The organism is Flagellimonas sp. HMM57, assembly GCF_021390175.1.
In the GTDB taxonomy this organism is placed as follows: domain Bacteria; phylum Bacteroidota; class Bacteroidia; order Flavobacteriales; family Flavobacteriaceae; genus Flagellimonas.
In genome coordinates this window covers 1,030,745-1,047,115 of the sequence record NZ_CP090004.1, presented here as the reverse complement: position 1 = coordinate 1,047,115, position 16,371 = coordinate 1,030,745, and the positions used below count along the sequence as shown (strand labels likewise).

Annotated in this window: 12 protein-coding genes; 8 read left to right on the top strand and 4 right to left on the bottom strand. The window is 38.1% G+C overall.

Annotation, left to right across the window (positions count from 1 at the left end):
* The first annotated feature begins 475 nt into the window (after positions 1 to 475).
* The 7 genes from LV716_RS04605 (at position 476) to LV716_RS04575 (ending at position 10,242) form a co-directional block, all read left to right on the top strand.
* Positions 476 to 757 (top strand): hypothetical protein, encoded by a 282-nt coding sequence (locus LV716_RS04605; RefSeq protein WP_163416607.1) that lies wholly within the window; start codon positions 476 to 478, stop codon positions 755 to 757.
* 31 nt (positions 758 to 788) lie between these two features.
* Positions 789 to 2,459: a PepSY domain-containing protein gene (locus LV716_RS04600; RefSeq protein WP_163416606.1), complete on the top strand. Its 1,671-nt coding sequence runs from the start codon at positions 789 to 791 to the stop codon at positions 2,457 to 2,459.
* A gap of 92 nt (positions 2,460 to 2,551) precedes the next feature.
* The gene (locus LV716_RS04595) at positions 2,552 to 4,924 is read left to right on the top strand and encodes a TonB-dependent receptor (protein WP_163416605.1); all 2,373 of its coding nucleotides are present in this window, start codon (positions 2,552 to 2,554) and stop codon (positions 4,922 to 4,924) included.
* 4 nt (positions 4,925 to 4,928) lie between these two features.
* A complete protein-coding gene (locus LV716_RS04590) occupies positions 4,929 to 5,138 on the top strand; it encodes a hypothetical protein (RefSeq protein ID WP_233759227.1) in 210 nt (69 codons plus the stop codon).
* A gap of 26 nt (positions 5,139 to 5,164) precedes the next feature.
* On the top strand, positions 5,165 to 6,286 hold the full coding sequence (locus LV716_RS04585) for a hypothetical protein (RefSeq protein ID WP_233759226.1): 1,122 nt from the start codon (positions 5,165 to 5,167) through the stop codon (positions 6,284 to 6,286).
* 340 nt (positions 6,287 to 6,626) lie between these two features.
* Entirely contained in the window at positions 6,627 to 9,053 is a 2,427-nt protein-coding gene (locus LV716_RS04580; RefSeq protein ID WP_163416603.1) for a TonB-dependent receptor, read from the top strand.
* A 37-nt stretch (positions 9,054 to 9,090) separates the two neighbouring features.
* A complete protein-coding gene (locus LV716_RS04575; RefSeq protein WP_163416602.1) occupies positions 9,091 to 10,242 on the top strand; it encodes a PepSY domain-containing protein in 1,152 nt (383 codons plus the stop codon).
* 88 nt (positions 10,243 to 10,330) lie between these two features.
* On the opposite strand, the gene LV716_RS04570 is transcribed toward LV716_RS04575, so the two are convergent.
* From LV716_RS04570 to LV716_RS04555, 4 genes are all read right to left on the bottom strand, one after another.
* The gene (locus LV716_RS04570) at positions 10,331 to 11,266 is read right to left on the bottom strand and encodes a pyridoxal-phosphate dependent enzyme (protein ID WP_163416601.1); all 936 of its coding nucleotides are present in this window, start codon (positions 11,264 to 11,266) and stop codon (positions 10,331 to 10,333) included.
* Positions 11,267 to 11,390: 124 nt separating this feature from the next.
* Positions 11,391 to 12,293: a universal stress protein gene (locus LV716_RS04565; RefSeq protein WP_163416600.1), complete on the bottom strand. Its 903-nt coding sequence runs from the start codon at positions 12,291 to 12,293 to the stop codon at positions 11,391 to 11,393.
* 86 nt (positions 12,294 to 12,379) lie between these two features.
* Complete coding sequence (locus LV716_RS04560; RefSeq protein ID WP_163416599.1) at positions 12,380 to 13,069, bottom strand: Crp/Fnr family transcriptional regulator; 690 nt, start codon at positions 13,067 to 13,069, stop codon at positions 12,380 to 12,382.
* A gap of 74 nt (positions 13,070 to 13,143) precedes the next feature.
* Positions 13,144 to 13,824 (bottom strand): Crp/Fnr family transcriptional regulator, encoded by a 681-nt coding sequence (locus tag LV716_RS04555; protein ID WP_163416598.1) that lies wholly within the window; start codon positions 13,822 to 13,824, stop codon positions 13,144 to 13,146.
* Positions 13,825 to 13,926: 102 nt separating this feature from the next.
* Here LV716_RS04555 and LV716_RS04550 point away from each other — a divergent pair, with 102 nt between their 5' ends.
* A complete protein-coding gene (locus LV716_RS04550; protein WP_163416597.1) occupies positions 13,927 to 16,314 on the top strand; it encodes a heavy metal translocating P-type ATPase metal-binding domain-containing protein in 2,388 nt (795 codons plus the stop codon).
* Positions 16,315 to 16,371 lie beyond the last annotated feature (57 nt).

Below are 16,371 nucleotides of genomic sequence, written 5' to 3'. Positions count from 1 at the left end.
TACAAATATTACAAATTGAAATATTGATTTGAGTAGTAGAAATTAGTATTGAATAATGTTAATCTTTCATAATCAAACATTATTTTTATTTAGAACTATTAAAAATAATAAGTATGTTTGTGAACATAAAATTTTGACGCATCAAAAATCAAAAGCGTGGGTGTAGTACTTGTGTTTGTAGGTAGTTTATTGCTCTATGCAAAATCGAAGCATTTTCCACAATTTTTAAACTTCGTTGGAATAAGAGCACGGCAAAAACCAGTGTTAACTAGGGTAGTGGCTTACATTGTTTTTTTGCTTTCTATTCTAATATTTACTGTCCAATTTGATTTTGCCACAGCTTTGGTCATATTCATGATAACGGTAATGCTTGCCTTAGGACTAATAATTACCCTGCTGCCTTTAAATCAAAAATATGTGTATCTCTTTGCGGGTTTGAGCCTGGTAATTATAGTAATGGAAAATCTCATCTAAAATGCCAGCAAATAAAAAACACTTATCGAGCACGGGGCAACGTTTTTTAAAGATCAGTGCAGGTATTTTAGGAGGCTATCTGGTTACCATCTTTGCCCATAATGCACTTGGAAGCCTCTTAACGGAAAAAGGAGGCTTGATAATAACCACTGCATATACTTCTTTTTTACTGTGGGCCCTACTATTGGTTTTGTCATTTATGGCCAAAAACGGCTGGAAAGTTTGGGGTCTGTATATTTTACTGACAATCATTTTTGCTTCAATTATTTTTTTGAACAAGTAGTTAAAGGAACTAATACGTAAAATCTAGTTTGATGAAATTAAAAGCTTTAAAACCAAGATTGCACAATGCGATGTTCCATACACATACCGTATCTGGTATTGTGATAAGTTTTGCTTTGTTTGTTTGTTTCTACGCTGGTGCAGTGGCGCTATTTATGGATGAACTCTATCAATGGGAAAATCCAAACGCTAGAATCGGAGCAGTAAACCCTGGAGAGGTTGATTACAATAAAATAGTAGCAACTGTCACAGAAAACATTGAAGGTTTTGACCAGAGTGAACAATTTGGTTTTGTTCCACCAAGTAGGATGAATCCTTTAATTGAATTTTATGGAAGTAAAACCAATGGTTCTGATGTAACCGAGAGATTCGCTGCTTCCATTCATCCAACTGAATACAAAGTATTGTCATATGGAACAGAACCCATGACCCATATGGCTCGAACTATTTATGAGCTTCATTACTTTCATCAATTACCCGTTATTGGTATTTATCTATCTGGTTTTGTGGCATTTTTCTTTTTGTTTGCTGTTTTTACGGGTGTGCTAACACATTGGAAGAATATTGTAAACAAGTTCTATTCCTTTACAACAAAAGGTAAATGGAAACAGATTTGGACCAATGGCCATATATCATTAGGAATCATAACATTGCCATTCCAAATAGTATATGCAGTAACGGGTGCGTTATTGGGACTATCCCTACTCTTATTGGCACCTAGTGCTTTTCTTATGTTTGATGGGGATACCAATGAAGTCATCAAGGCTGTACGTCCAGATGCGGGAATTAAATACGATAAGAATGCCAGAGTAATTGATAATGGAGTGAGCATTAACAGCATCTATGAAAATGTTAGTACCTCGTATCCTGAAACTCCCATAACGTATATCTATGCCAGAAATTTTGGAAAAGAAGATGGTACCGTTAATGTAATATTCAATGATAAAAAAGGAATCACTGGCGATGGTATTTTTGTTTACGGTTATAAGGATGGCAAACTATTACAAGCTGTTGAGCCTGATAACAAAACCTATTCGAAAGGAACTTATGGTGTATTGATAAAATTGCACTACGCCACTTTTGGAGGTATTTTTCTCAAGATTATCTATTTCATTCTTGCGATGATTACATGCTACATCATCCTAAGTGGTGTAATGATTTGGCGTACAGCACGTGACAACAATAAGTATACGGATAAACAACGTAGGTTTCACCATAGGGTAACAAAATTCTATCTGGCGATTAGCTTATCCATGTTTCCGGCATTGGCGCTTATATTCATTGCCAATAAACTGGTTCCTTTAGAAATGATTGAAAGGGTGTTTTACGTGAATACGATTTTCTTTTTGGGTTGGCTGTTACTTACACTCATAGGTCTTTTTTGGAACAACTATCGCAAACTAAACCGTAACTATATCTTTTTGGGAAGTGTTTTTGGACTCTGTATACCTGTGATAAATGGTGTCATTACGGGCGATTGGATATGGAAAACATTAGTGAACGGACAATACTATGTATTTAGCGTAGATGCAACTTGGCTTATTATTGGCGTATTTGGTTTGCTTGTCTGCCAGTTCAATTTGAATACTAAAAACAGCACTGCCCATAATATTTTGAGGGATTCAGAAAACAAACTAACAACAAAACCTGAATCCCAAGAAGAAAGGTCCGCCGTACTACAATCCGTATCAAAGGATAGTTAGTTGATAATGAGGCACTCTTAAAATATTATTTTTATTTAGAATAATTAAAAATAATATTTTAAGTTTGTCTTCAATTGAAGAACTGACCAGAAATGATACGAACTATAGTTGTTTTTTTATTTCTTCCAATAACCCTCTTTGCCCAAAACAGATTTGAGATTACAGGTACGATCACTAGTGATGATGGACAACCATTGGCCTTTGCTAGTATTGCACTTGACAAAAACAATAAATACGCCATTGCAGAGAATAATGGAAGCTACCGTATCCCAAACGTTAAGACTGGAGAGTACATGGTAACGGTGAGTTCGCTTGGTTTTGAAACTGTTGTCCGTACCATCACAGTTGACAAAGATTTAAAACTCGATTTTGTTCTCGCGGAGAGTGCACAACAACTGGACGATGTGATCGTACAAGGAAAGAAAACTGCAACAGAGCAAGCGGAAAAAGCAATTACTATTGGAAGCTTTGAGCTTGCGGATATTGTTGCCCAAACCAATATTATTACAGATGCAATAGACCGTATTTCTGGGGTTCGGATAAGGCGTTCTGGTTCGTTGGGAGACAATTCAGATATTTCAATTAACGGATTAAACGGAACAGCGGTACGGGTTTATATTGATGGTATTCCATTGGAATTTTTATATCCAGGCCTTGATTTAGCCACATTGCCCCTAACGGATATTAAAAGGGTGGATGTATACAAAGGTGTATTGCCTGTCGATATTGGAACGGATGCATTGGGTGGAGGAATCAATATTATAACAGAGACAAAATATACCAACCGAATTAAGGCTTCCTATAGCTTGGGTTCCTTTAATACCCACCTCGCTGATATAAACATGACCCTAACGGATGGTAACGATAATTTCCTTAGTCTGGCAAGCGGAATCAACTATTCCGATAATGACTACACGTTTCGGGCAGACTTATTGGTCAATAATCCTTTTGCATCAGCAGGCGCACCACCAATAGAAATCGAAAATCAGAATATTCGTCGTTTTCACGATATGTATCGTCTACAGTACACATCGGCTTCGTTGGGGACGACAAATAAAAGCTGGACGGACAATGCTCAAATCAATTTCAACTACCTCAATTCTTTCCGGGAGATTCAAAATGGCTTGCAAATTACAAATCTTGCTTTTGGGGAAGCAGTAGGAGAACGGGAAAATGTGTCCGTTGTAGCCAAGTATGACAAAACGATTTTGAAGGATAAGTTAAAACTTAGGACCGTTACAAATTATAGCGACGAGCTTATAAAGTTTGTGGATACGACCGCAAATGCATACAACTGGTTGGGAGAGGTGATTTTTAGGAACAGGCCGGGAGAGTTTAACGAAGGAACTCCTGCACTTACAGAGACCACTACCAAAAGTGTTGTAAATAGGACATCGTTAAATTTTGATATTTCTGAAAATAATAGACTTATCCTAAGTAACCTATTGGCCAACCAAAGAAGGGAAATAAAGGATTTTGATATTAATGAGCCTACTGAATTTGAAATCATTCCGGAGCAGAAAATCACCAAGAATATTACCGGGCTACAATATGAGGGTGGGTACTTGGACAACAAACTGGAGTTCTCTTCCGCATTGAAATATTATACGTATAACCTATCGGCTATTGAATTCAATAGCCAGCAAATCATAGAACAGACCGAAGGTTTTTTTGGGTGGAACGCTGGCCTTAAATATACTATTTCCGATAATTTATCTATACGAGGTTCCTATGAACGTGGGTTTTTGATTCCAGAAATTTTTCAGTTTGCAGGTAATGCTACTGGGATAGTCCCCAACGGAGAGATAGCTCCAGAAGAAAGTGACAATTATAATCTAGGGCTCCTTTTTTCAAAGCAGTTCAATGATGATTATGCATTTTCTTTAACGACCAATGCATTTATTAGAAATCAACGGGATATCATTTTTTTGGATGTTAACCGTACACCACTTCGTTATGTAAATGCTGAAGACGTTAGTTCAAAAGGGATAGAAGGTGAATTAAAGTTCAATTTTTTAAAGAATTTTGACTGGACCTCAAATGTGAGTTACATTGATAAAATCTTTGTTTCTTTCGTAAACTCCGGTGTTACGAACGATTTTTTGGTAGATAGCCCTTTTCCCAATACCCCAAGTTTCTTTTTTAATACGGAGCTATCATGGTCTAAAGACAATTTTTTGAATACTGGAGTTGGTGTGCGCTTATATGGATTGTTTAACCATGTAGATTCGTTCAACTTTGTAATTGTTGGTGCAGGAGATACCATAGAAACAAATCCCAACGCATTTGTTCCTGAACAAAATAGACTGGATGCAGGTTTTTCGCTCCGATTCTTTGATGACAAGTTTACAGCTGCATTCAATGTTGTCAATATTACAGACGAAGACTTATTTGACAATTTTAGCATTCCGCGTCCAGGGCGCAACTATAATTTTAAACTCATATATGAAATCTCAAATTTTTAATACAATGAAAACCAATAGCAAGTTTATAGCGATATTGAGTTCATTATTTGTGTTCTTTGGTTCATGTGAACCTGAGGCAGTGGTTACTGAAGTAACCGTGAACCAAGGTCAAGGGACTGAAGGGCCTGATGAAGACTTATTCAAAACGGAAGGTTTTATTGTTTCTGCATTTGCATCTACCACGGGGGAAATGCTACGTTTGCTGGATATGTAGATTCAAAACCAGTTGGTAATCTCGATTTGACTCAGTTTAATTCATTTTCTGGGTATTATCCTGAGATTGTTTATAAAAACTTTGCATACGGAGGCCCTCTGGACAATGAGAACTTTGAATTGAGCCGATACGCAGTTGATGAGGAATCAGGTCAAGTTATTGCTGCTGGAACTATTCCAACAACAGCCCAGGTTTCGAACATAAAGATTTTGAATGACAATATGGGAGTTTATACAGTATTTGATACGCAAAAGTTGTTTGTATTCAATCCTTTGACCATGGAATTTATACAAGAAATAGATTTGTCACAGGCGATTACTTTTACAGAGGAAGATGACCAGCGTAATTCTTATTTTCAGATTATTTATAGACCTCAGGATAATAAGGTGTTTTTACCTTTGATTACGGATATTCCTTCAACAGGGCCTTTTTATGACCAAACCAATGTTTATGTAGAAGTTATTGATATGAATGCAATGGCATGGGAATCCACGGCAGAGTTGGCAGATGCTACATATCCTATAACCCGGGGGATGGAAAACAGTGTTGTGGATGAACAAGGAAATATTTACATAACGTGCCAAGGCTCCTACAGTTTAGATGGGCAGGCGGGTCCCACAGCTGCTCCACGGTCAAGGCCGCAAATCTTGAAGATTCCGGCCGGAAGTACTGATTTTGACCCAAGCTATAGATTTAACCCTGTAGACTTTTTAGGATTTAACTTTGTTGTTGCACAGTTTGTAACGGGAACCACATATGGTGCCAGCGGTATTGCTTATGCTGCTATTTCTGCAAAAGCCGATGATGCAAGAGTATTGGAATTATTGCAGTTGGTAGGAGCGGGAACTGCCACGGAAGCTGAGTTTAATGAACTTCGGAATCTTGTTATCAACGGTGCAAATTCACGATGGGCGAAATTGGATTTAAATGCGCAAACGGCAATGGTAATCGAGGATATTCCGTTTACAGCTGGGTTTGGATATCCATTTGGGTATAAATATGATGATAAAATGTATTTTCAGACATTTAATCAAGAGGCAGGCATAAACGGGTATTATGAATATGATCCAGCTACGGATACGAGCTTTAATATCTTTAACATTACGGCAGGCGGTATTGCAACACAGTTAGTGAAACTACAAGAATAATTCAGCGTTTATTTGAGTTTTTTAGCAATCAAAAACGCCCTCAATCGAGGGTGTTTAAACTTCTACTCCTTATGTATATATAGAATACAGATTAAAAATTAATGCCTAGTTCCAACTCAAAACTAAAGTTACTTATGTTAACTCTCAATGTTTGTAGTTATTGGAAGAGACATGCTCCAACAAAGATTCCGTGATCCTTACATGGAACTATTTTATCCAGTAATCCGTTGCTTAATAACTAGTTGCAAAAAGGAGAAAAAGATTAATGTAAATTTCTTAGAATCATTCCAAATAACGTTTACATTTGCACTTTATTTTTAATAATTCTAAATAACCGTAAATGAAATTTGGTATTTCTTTAACTGCTTTTTTACTCTTCTTTACCATTGTAAATGCACAAACAGGAACCATTTCCGGAATCGTTGTCGATGGTAATAACGAACCGCTCATGGGCGTTAACCTCATGGTCTTGAATACCGCTATTGGTGGGCAAACAGATTCAGATGGCAGTTTTTCCATTACTGGTATTCCAACTGATAACAATGTGCTCAAACTATCCTATTTGGGGTTCAGATCTAGAGAAATCAATATAACAATAGTTTCTGGCGCGAATGAAAATCTAGGAACTATAGTTTTATATGAAGGGAATGAGGTTCTCAATGAGGTTGTAGTCCAAGGAGAGCGCCGCAATAAATTTTCTAGAAAGGAGACAGCCTATGTTTCCAAGCTTCCATTAAAAGATATAGAGAATACTCAGGTATATAGTACGGTTACTACTGAATTATTGGAATCGCAAGTAGTCGTTAATTTTGACGATGCACTTAAAAATGCCACTGGTGTTGAGAACCTTTGGGCATCTACAGGACGTGGAGGCGATGGTGCGGGATATTACGCGTTAAGGGGTTTTTCGGTACAACCGCAATTGGTAAACGGTCTTCCGGGATTGACCAATGGAACAATAAACCCCGCAAATATAGAGCGTATCGAAGTCATTAAAGGTCCATCCGCCACATTGTTCGGGAATGCGGTTTCATCCTATGGCGGTCTCATCAATGTTGTCACCAAAAAGCCATACATAGGCTCTGGCGGTTCACTCTCTTTTACCTCAGGTTCTTTTGGCTTTAACCAAATAGTCGGGGATTTCAATACGGCGCTGGATAAAGATGAAAACCTATACTTTAGGCTTAATTCTTCATACAGTACAGAGCAAAGCTTTCAAGATGCCGGATTTAGAAAATCCTTTTTTGTAGCGCCATCATTGTCCTACAGGGTTAACAATAGGTTGTCATTTTCCTTCTATGGTGAAATTACCCAAGCAGAGCAGACCAATCCTACCTTTTTATTTTTGAACAGGACCGCACCTACAGAAGCTCAAAATTTGGATGAGCTTAATTATAATAACAAGCTATCTTTTACGAGTAACGAGCTCACCCTTCAAAATCCGACGCAGAATTATCGGTTAGAAATGGATTATAAACTTTCTGATGCATGGCAATCACAAACGTTGTTGTCAACAAGCGCGACTTCAACAAGTGGATATTACACGTATTTGTTTGAATTTGGCATTTTGGGCGGAGATACATTTACCCGCTTTGTAAGCAAGCAGAATTCTAACACCAATACAATCGATGTGCAACAAAATTTCATTGGTGATTTTAAGGTTGCCGGATTAAGGAACAGAATGGTCATTGGTCTGGATTACCTAAATGTGACTACGACGGATAACAGTAGTGGTTTTGTTTTCTACGGCAATACCACACCCGAGGGTGTATCGAGTGGTGACAACCCCTTTACCCCAGATGTAATCGAGGAGGATACATTCCCACTTTCAACCGCTGGAGTTGATGCGGCACTGGAAAATACAGCTATCGGGAATAATAATTCAGAATACAGTATTTACAGTTTGTATGTTTCCGATGTCATCAATTTTACCCCACAGCTTTCCATTATGCTCGGTTTACGATTGGATAGATTTGACAATGATGGTGATTTGCTCGACGAGGAAGATGATTTTGCACAAACCGCCCTTTCTCCAAAAGTTGGTATTATGTATCAACCCATAGCGAACAAACTATCTGTATTTGCTAACTATCAAAATGGATTTAACAATGTAGCCCCACAATTGGTCGGAGATCCAGAAGCAGGTGCACAGACTTTACAAACATTTGATCCAGAACAGGCAAATCAGCTTGAAGGCGGTTTAAAAGCAAATTTTCTCGGAAATAGATTGAACGGTACGATAAGCTATTACGACATTACTGTAAAAAATCGTGTCATACAAGACCCGGCAAACCCTTTCAATTTTATTGCAAATGGAGAAATTGAAAGCAGGGGAGTGGAACTTGAGCTTAATGCAAATCCTATAAGAGGGCTTAACGCTCGTGGAGGCTATAGTTACAATGATAGTGAGACAACAAGAACAGATGACCCTTTGATACTTAATAAAAGACCTCTTGAAGCTGGTCCAAGGAATTTATACAATTTCTGGGCAAGCTACGCCTTTCAATTTGAAAAGCTCAAAGGTTTTGGATTGGGTTTTGGCTTTAATGGTGCAAGTGAACGGTTTGTTAAGAACTATACGACCACAGGGAATTTTACCCTGCCAGCATACACGGTATATAATGCCTCCGCCTTTTACGAGGCCGATAAATACCGTATCACCTTAAAATTGAACAATGCGACCAATCTTGAATATTATACAGGTTGGTCTACCATTAATCCGCAACAGCCACGTGCCGTATTGGCCAATGTGACTTACAGGTTTTAGTTTTATTTTTACGAAATACGAACGGGTAATCCTTACAATGAACTTTAAACAAATCACCAGGACCACACATAAGATACTAGGGCTGACAAGCGGGATAGTTGTCTTTATTGTAGCAATTACTGGGGCAATGTGGGCGTTTAAAGACGAAATTAAAGGATTGAAAAATGGGTACAAAAACGTGGCCATAGAAAACAAATCTGTTCTATCACCTTCGGAAGTAAAAGAATTGGCTTATGAAATCTATCCCGATATCTCTTTGCATGGTACTGTTTATAATAAGCCAGGACAAGCAATTGAAGCGATTTATTATCAAGAAGAGCCGTTATTTTACCAAAGTGCCTATTTAAACCCGTATTCAGGTGAGTTGCTGCATATTGAAGATCATTTGAGCGGATTTTTTGCTTTTGTACTGGATGGCCATATGTATCTCTGGTTGCCCCATGTAATAGGAGAACAAGTTGTGGGAATTTCTATCCTTGTGTTTTTGGTCATGGTTTTATCGGGAATTATACTTTGGTGGCCCAAAAAGCGCAAACACCTTGGACAACGCCTTAAGTTTCAATGGAAATCTACAACGCGATGGCGACGCAAAAACTTCGACTTGCATTCCATAGTTGGATTTTATGCCTGTCTTTTTGCACTCATATTTGCTGTGACGGGGCTTGCTATGTCGTACGATTGGTTTCAATCTGGCCTTTATAGCGCTATTGGCGGTCAAAAAAATGTGATGTTCCTCATTCCGGAAAGTGAAGAAGGATTTATAGATGCCAGCGATAAGAAACCGATAGATAGACTTTTACCCAAGCTCTGGCGTACAAACCCTCAAGCCAGTAGTTTTGAAATACATTATCCGCATTCGGCAACAAGTAGTATCTATGTTGAGGTTTCAAATACTGATGGTGTATACTATAATTCGGACTATCTTTTTTTTGACCAAAATACCTTAGCACCGGTACCTTCGGAGACCATTTATAGAAAATACAAGGAGATGGCCTTGTCGGATAAAGTCCTTCGCATGAACTATGACATACACGTAGGAGCCATAGCTGGAATACCAGGCAAGATTTTAGCTTTTTTGATAAGTATTTTAATTGCAAGTCTGCCAGTAACTGGATTCCTCATATATTGGGGAAAGCATAAAAAAAAGGTAAAAGCTGGAAAAAATGAAACAGTTTTTTCTTTAGAATAGACCAAGGAAATTTGAACTAAACGTAGACAAGACATTTTTGAAGCTGTTCTAGTGCATTCTTAATGCAATTTGAAGTGAATTTTGAATCTTAAAAAGGCAATTCTCCCAAATCTACATTGCCACCGGAAATGATTATGCCAATTTTCTTATTGGCAAACTGGTTCTTTTCCCTTAAAACTGCAGCCAGTGCTACGGCACAAGAAGGCTCACATACTATTTTTAAGCGTTCCCAGATAATTCGCATAGCACTGATTATCTCTTCTTCCGTTACTCGTATTATCCATTCTACGTATTGTTGGATAATTGGGAAGTTTCGGTCTCCTAATTGGGTCTTGAGTCCGTCGGCAATCGTATTGGTTGTTATATTGGTTTCAATAACCCCGCTTTTCAAAGACCTATAAGCATCATCTACTTCAAAAGGTTCGCCGCCGATTACTTTACAATTAGTTCCAAAATGATGGGCTGCCAATGCAGTGCCGGCAATAAGGCCTCCTCCCCCTACTGGAGCTATTACGTAGTCCAGATCAGGATAGAGTTCCAGCAGTTCTACACAGGCGGTGCCCTGTCCTAAAATTACGGCATCATCATTAGATGGATGAAGAAATGTTGCTCCTGTTTCCCGTGCTATTTTTTTTGTGGTCTTTTCCCTGGCTGATAGCGTAGGTTCACATTCAATAATTTTTCCGCCATAGGCCTTAACGGCATCTTTTTTTACCTGTGGGGCACTGGAAGGCATCACAATATATGCGCTGACATTCAGGCTTTTTGCCGCTAAGGATAGTGCTTGTGCAAAATTACCTGATGAATGGGTAACGACCCCATTTGCCTTTTGTTGGTCAGAAAGTCCCATAATAGCATTGGTGGCGCCCCTCATTTTAAAAGCACCCATCTTTTGAAAATTTTCGCACTTAAAAAAAAGTTGGGAATTGACCATCGCATCAATAAGCCTTGATGTAAGTACCGGAGTATTTTGAATAAATGGCTTTATCCGATTATGGCATGCTGTAAGACTATGTTTATCCATTTCCTTCCTATATGTGAAAAGTTGCTATACGGAACAAAATTGTTCATATAAAGATAGCAAGGGTAACGGATACCGCAAGGGTTTACACTATGAATATGGAAAGAACAGACATGCAGTTTCTGGGTTACCTGGAAACAGTTTGCTCTTTTTCTATTTGCTGCTTTGAAACGCCGTTCATTCCTAATTCTGGAATGACCAATAAAGGAATTTGCGTATGGAACGCTGTTCGTTTAACAATAGGTTCACGGGTCATTTTTTCCATATAGCTATGCTGGTAGTTCAAAAGTGCTAACAAATGAATGTCCAGTTCCTGAGAAAAAATCTCTAGAGTCTTCGAAACTGAATTGAGTTCGGATACCGTATGCACATAGTGCTCCGTATCGCTCATGTACCTTCTCAACATATTTAAATTGAACTGTTGTAATTCGGATAGCGCTTTTATACCATATTGAACATGGACAATACGAACGGTTGCTTGAAACATTTTTGCTAAATCGAGCAGCGGCCTTAGTTCTGACGTCGTATAAAAACGATTAAAATCCGTTGCAAAAGCAATCTCTGAGGGTGTAACAAAGTCAAAGTACTGGGGAATTGCTAGGACAGGACATCTTTTGGTGTTCTTGATGATGCGAACAGAATTACTTCCCATAAAAACTTCATCGATTCCCGAAGCCCCTTTGGTTCCCGTAATCACTAGATTGATCTCAAATGCATCTACAATATCCTTTACCTCCTCAACTAACAAGTTAAAGGATGAAATGGTCTCAAAGTTATGGTTTGTGTTCCCATATTTGCTCTTAATCCTATCCACTGTTTTGTTCAAGCCCTGTTCAGAAGCATTTCTTACGGCATCTACGATACTCACCCCGTCTATCATTTTTGCCATAAATCGGCTACTCGGAATTACGGGGGTGTACGTATTGAGTAAATAAAAAGTGCAACGTTTGTTGCGGAACAACTGCATGGCATAATTAATGGCATTCCATGCATTGTCTGAAAAATCTGTAGGTATTAAAATCTTTTGCATCACGCTATTTCTAAGGATGTAATAAAATTAGCGTTAAGTAAAAGGGGAGACTATGACAATTATCAGCTTTTAAAAGAAGCGCCTATTTAGAACCCTTCTACAAGTTCTACCAACTTGCGTTCATTCTTTATGCCCACCTTCTTGCCAGAGGTATGAATAAGTCCTTTTTTCTTGAATTCTGAAATTATTCGAATTGCAGATTCTGTAGCGGTACCTACAACGTTAGATATATCTTCTCTGGATAACGATAGTGCCAAAAAGCCATCTTCGTCCTCGCCAAAATTATTCTTTAAGTATAAGAAAGCTTCGGCAATACGCTGTTTCACGGTCTTTTGAGACATATTCACGATTACATCGTCCGCTTCCTTTAGGTCGTGGGCCATATGTCGCAATACCTCGAGTGTAAAGTTTGGATTTTTTTGAAGTGTGTGGTTTATGGTCTCTTTTGGAATAAAACAAACTTCCATATCATTAACTGCAATGGCAGAAAGATTAGCGGTTTCCTGTGCAACGACCGAACGCTGTCCGATTACTTCTCCTGTGGAAGCTAGCTTAACAATTTGATCTTTGCCGTTTGAGCTTAACTTGGAAAGTTTGGAAACACCGTTGCGTACGCAATACACTCCATTCAGTTTATCACCTTCCTCAAATAAAGGTTCCCCTTTTTTAATTGATTTGGTTGTTTTGGAATCTGAAACGGCTTTTAACTCTTCTTTGCTCATAGCTCGTAACGAGTTGAACTGACGTACGATACAATTCTCACATCTGCTTTGCATAACTGTTTGGTTTACCTGACACGTAAAATTACGGTTTATTCAATTAAAAAAAACTGTAATTTTTTAGGTTCATATTAAATCAATTCTCTAAGCTCTTCTTTAGAATTTAAAACGATTTCGCTCCTGTTTACATCTAGAAATCCTTTGTTCTTAAAATGGGTCAATAAATTGATGATATATTCTTGAGAAGTCCCTAGAACAGAAGCCATATCTTCACGTTTCAGTCGTATCATTAATTTTCCGTCAGGGTCTTGTCCAAATTTCTCTGCCAGATATAGCAATAGTTGTGCTAATCGTTGTTTAATGCCTTTGTTTGCGCAATAAATGGTTCTTGTTTTATCAATAGCATTGGCATCTTCTATAAACGCGTGTAACAGGTCGTTACAAAAATCAGTATTAGTTTTTAGATTGTACTGTATCTCACTTTTATCAAAACAACATAGTGCGGTTTCCGTTAATGCTGTAGCCGTCACATTGGCTCCTTTGTTCGATATTATGGAACGTTTCCCCATAATGTCACCTTTTCCCAAAAAACGTAAGATGTGCTCCCTTCCCAAGTTATCGAACGTGCTAAATTTGCAGGCCCCTTCCTTAATACAGTACAGCTTGTTCAAAAGTTGGTTTTCCTTAAAGACAATAGTGCCCTTGGGTACGAACATCGATTCTGAAGTTTCTAAAACCCTATTCAAAGCCATTTTAGAAAGTGATTCAAAATTTCTTAATTGTTGTGCCTTTATGGTCGTACACCTTTTCATACCGCAAAGGTAATGGTGGTAACTTCCTTAAAAACTGATATTTATCATGTTTTTTCCATTCGCTATGGTACACCTTTGTATGAGGTATAAATGCGAATGTGTATGATTGATTCCAAATGTTATCATTGTGGTGATGATTGCAATAGGACAAAGGTACTTTTTGATGAAAAGGAGTTTTGTTGTAATGGCTGTAAAACGGTCTATGAGATTTTTACCACCAATGGACTTTCCAACTTCTATGATATAGAGGAAAGGGCTGGTACTGCGCCTAATAAGAAAATTCAACGGAAATATGATTTTTTGGACAATCAGGATATTGTTGAAAAGTTGGTTGCATTTAATGATGAAGGAATACAAGTTGTCAACTTAAGTATTCCATCCATTCATTGTAGTTCATGTATTTGGGTATTGGAAAACCTAAACCGTCTAAATTCATCCATTACAAACTCTCAAGTAAACTTTCCAAAAAAAACGATTCGGGTAACCTACACCACTAACGACTTTTCATTGAAGCGTTTAGTGCTTATGTTGGGCAGTATAGGGTATGAGCCATACATTTCTCTGGACGAATACAATAAGAAAGAAAAAAAGGTGGACCGTTCTCTTACTTATAAGTTGGGTGTCGCAGGTTTTGCCTTTGGGAACGTGATGTTGTTTTCATTTCCAGAATATTTTGAAGTAGAGGAATTCTGGCTAGATCAATACAAATTCGTATTTCGTTGGTTAATGTTTGCCTTTTCGTTGCCGGTGGTGTTTTATGCGGGTAGCGGTTATTTCATATCGGCCTACAAGGGATTACGGTCTAAACTATTGAATATTGACGTTCCCATTGCTTTGGGTATTCTAACATTGTTCTTGAGGAGTACCGTAGATATTGTTTTTGATTTGGGGTCTGGCTTTTTTGATAGCCTTACCGGGTTGGTATTTTTCTTATTGCTCGGAAAGTTCTTTCAACAAAAAACATATGCTTTCCTTTCTTTTGAGCGTGATTACAAATCCTATTTTCCAATCGCGGTGACCAAGTTAAAGACTAATGGAGATGAGGAGAATATCCAAATCTATAACATCAAAATAGGAGACCGTCTCCTAATTAGGAGCAACGAAATCATTCCAGTAGACTGTATTCTTATTAAAGGAATGGCAGAAATAGACTATAGTTTTGTTACAGGGGAGTCCCAAGCGGTCTTTAGGCAATCTGGAGAGAGGCTTTTTGCAGGTGGAAAACAGCTTTCGGGCGTTCTGGAGGTGGAAGTGTTAAAATCCGTGTCCCAAAGTTACCTTACCCAGCTATGGGGAAATTCAGTTTTTGCTAAAGATAAGGTAACAGCGTTCCAAACACTAACAGACAGTATTGGGAAACGTTTTACCATTGGTATCTTGACTATTGCTTTTATAGCTACTGCATACTGGTTGTTCTATATGCCAAGCATGGCACTCAATGTTTTTACGGCGGTGCTGATCATTGCCTGTCCATGTGCCATTGCGTTGGCGGCACCTTTCACCTTGGGGAACATGCTACGCATATTTGGAAAGCATAAATTCTACCTTAAGAATACGAACGTAATAGAGCGGTTAGCTAAAGTGAATACTGCAATTTTTGATAAGACAGGAACAATTACGACTACGGAAAAAGACACTATTTTATATGAAGGAGTAGCATTGACAGAAGCTGAAACAGCATTGCTAAAAACCACATTGCGCGCTTCAAACCATCCTTTAAGCCGGTCACTTTACGAAATTTTAAAATCCAATGCTATTATGACCTTGGATGAGTTTCAAGAACATACCGGTAAAGGGGTAGAGGGCAGGTCAAAGGAACATTCCATTAAAGTAGGCTCTGCAAGCTATGTTGGGAGCAATTCCACTGCTGCTAATACAAGTACGACTGTTTATATTAGCTCGGATGAGAATTACAAGGGATGTTTCGTGTTCAAAAATAAATACAGACAAGGAGTGGGGAAACTTTTTAATTCCTTGGGAGAACACATGCAACTTGGAATTCTTTCCGGGGATAATGACGGAGAAAAAGAGCAGCTCAAAAAAATACTTCCAGAAAACACTGATTTATTGTTTAATCAAAAACCTGAGAACAAACTTGAATATATAAAAGGATTACAAAAAGATAGAAATGTGTTGATGGTCGGCGATGGTCTAAATGATGCGGGAGCTTTGGCGCAAAGTAATGTTGGAATCTCTGTTTCAGAAAACATCAATGTTTTTTCACCTGCTTGTGATGCTATTTTAGATGCTTCCGTCCTAAGCAAGTTATCCCTATTTATCAAAATGTCCAGAAAGTCGATTCAAGTTATAAAATTGAGTTTTCTTCTCTCCTTGTGCTATAACATTGTTGGATTGTATTTTGCGGTTACGGGGCAGTTGCAGCCAGTAGTGGCTGCTATTCTAATGCCTTTAAGTTCAATAAGTATCGTTGTTTTTACAACACTTTTCACCAATATATTAGGAAGAAAAATAAAAATTAATGAAAGCTGATATATATCATTTTTTGAAATTAAAGGTAAAAGTAGATTTACGCTAAATTAAGGTAGG

What these genes read in the sequence shown, in the direction of transcription:
- LV716_RS04555 (WP_163416598.1), bottom strand. Translation starts at nt 13,824, where the DNA reads ATGAAAAGGTGTACGACCATAAAGGCACAACAATTAAGAAATTTTGAA.
- LV716_RS04600 (WP_163416606.1), top strand. Translation starts at nt 789, where the DNA reads ATGAAATTAAAAGCTTTAAAACCAAGATTGCACAATGCGATGTTCCAT.
- LV716_RS04560 (WP_163416599.1), bottom strand. Translation starts at nt 13,069, where the DNA reads ATGCAAAGCAGATGTGAGAATTGTATCGTACGTCAGTTCAACTCGTTA.
- LV716_RS04595 (WP_163416605.1), top strand. Translation starts at nt 2,552, where the DNA reads ATGATACGAACTATAGTTGTTTTTTTATTTCTTCCAATAACCCTCTTT.
- LV716_RS04590 (WP_233759227.1), top strand. Translation starts at nt 4,929, where the DNA reads ATGAAAACCAATAGCAAGTTTATAGCGATATTGAGTTCATTATTTGTG.
- LV716_RS04565 (WP_163416600.1), bottom strand. Translation starts at nt 12,293, where the DNA reads ATGCAAAAGATTTTAATACCTACAGATTTTTCAGACAATGCATGGAAT.
- LV716_RS04580 (WP_163416603.1), top strand. Translation starts at nt 6,627, where the DNA reads ATGAAATTTGGTATTTCTTTAACTGCTTTTTTACTCTTCTTTACCATT.
- LV716_RS04550 (WP_163416597.1), top strand. Translation starts at nt 13,927, where the DNA reads ATGATTGATTCCAAATGTTATCATTGTGGTGATGATTGCAATAGGACA.
- LV716_RS04575 (WP_163416602.1), top strand. Translation starts at nt 9,091, where the DNA reads ATGAACTTTAAACAAATCACCAGGACCACACATAAGATACTAGGGCTG.
- LV716_RS04605 (WP_163416607.1), top strand. Translation starts at nt 476, where the DNA reads ATGCCAGCAAATAAAAAACACTTATCGAGCACGGGGCAACGTTTTTTA.
- LV716_RS04570 (WP_163416601.1), bottom strand. Translation starts at nt 11,266, where the DNA reads ATGGATAAACATAGTCTTACAGCATGCCATAATCGGATAAAGCCATTT.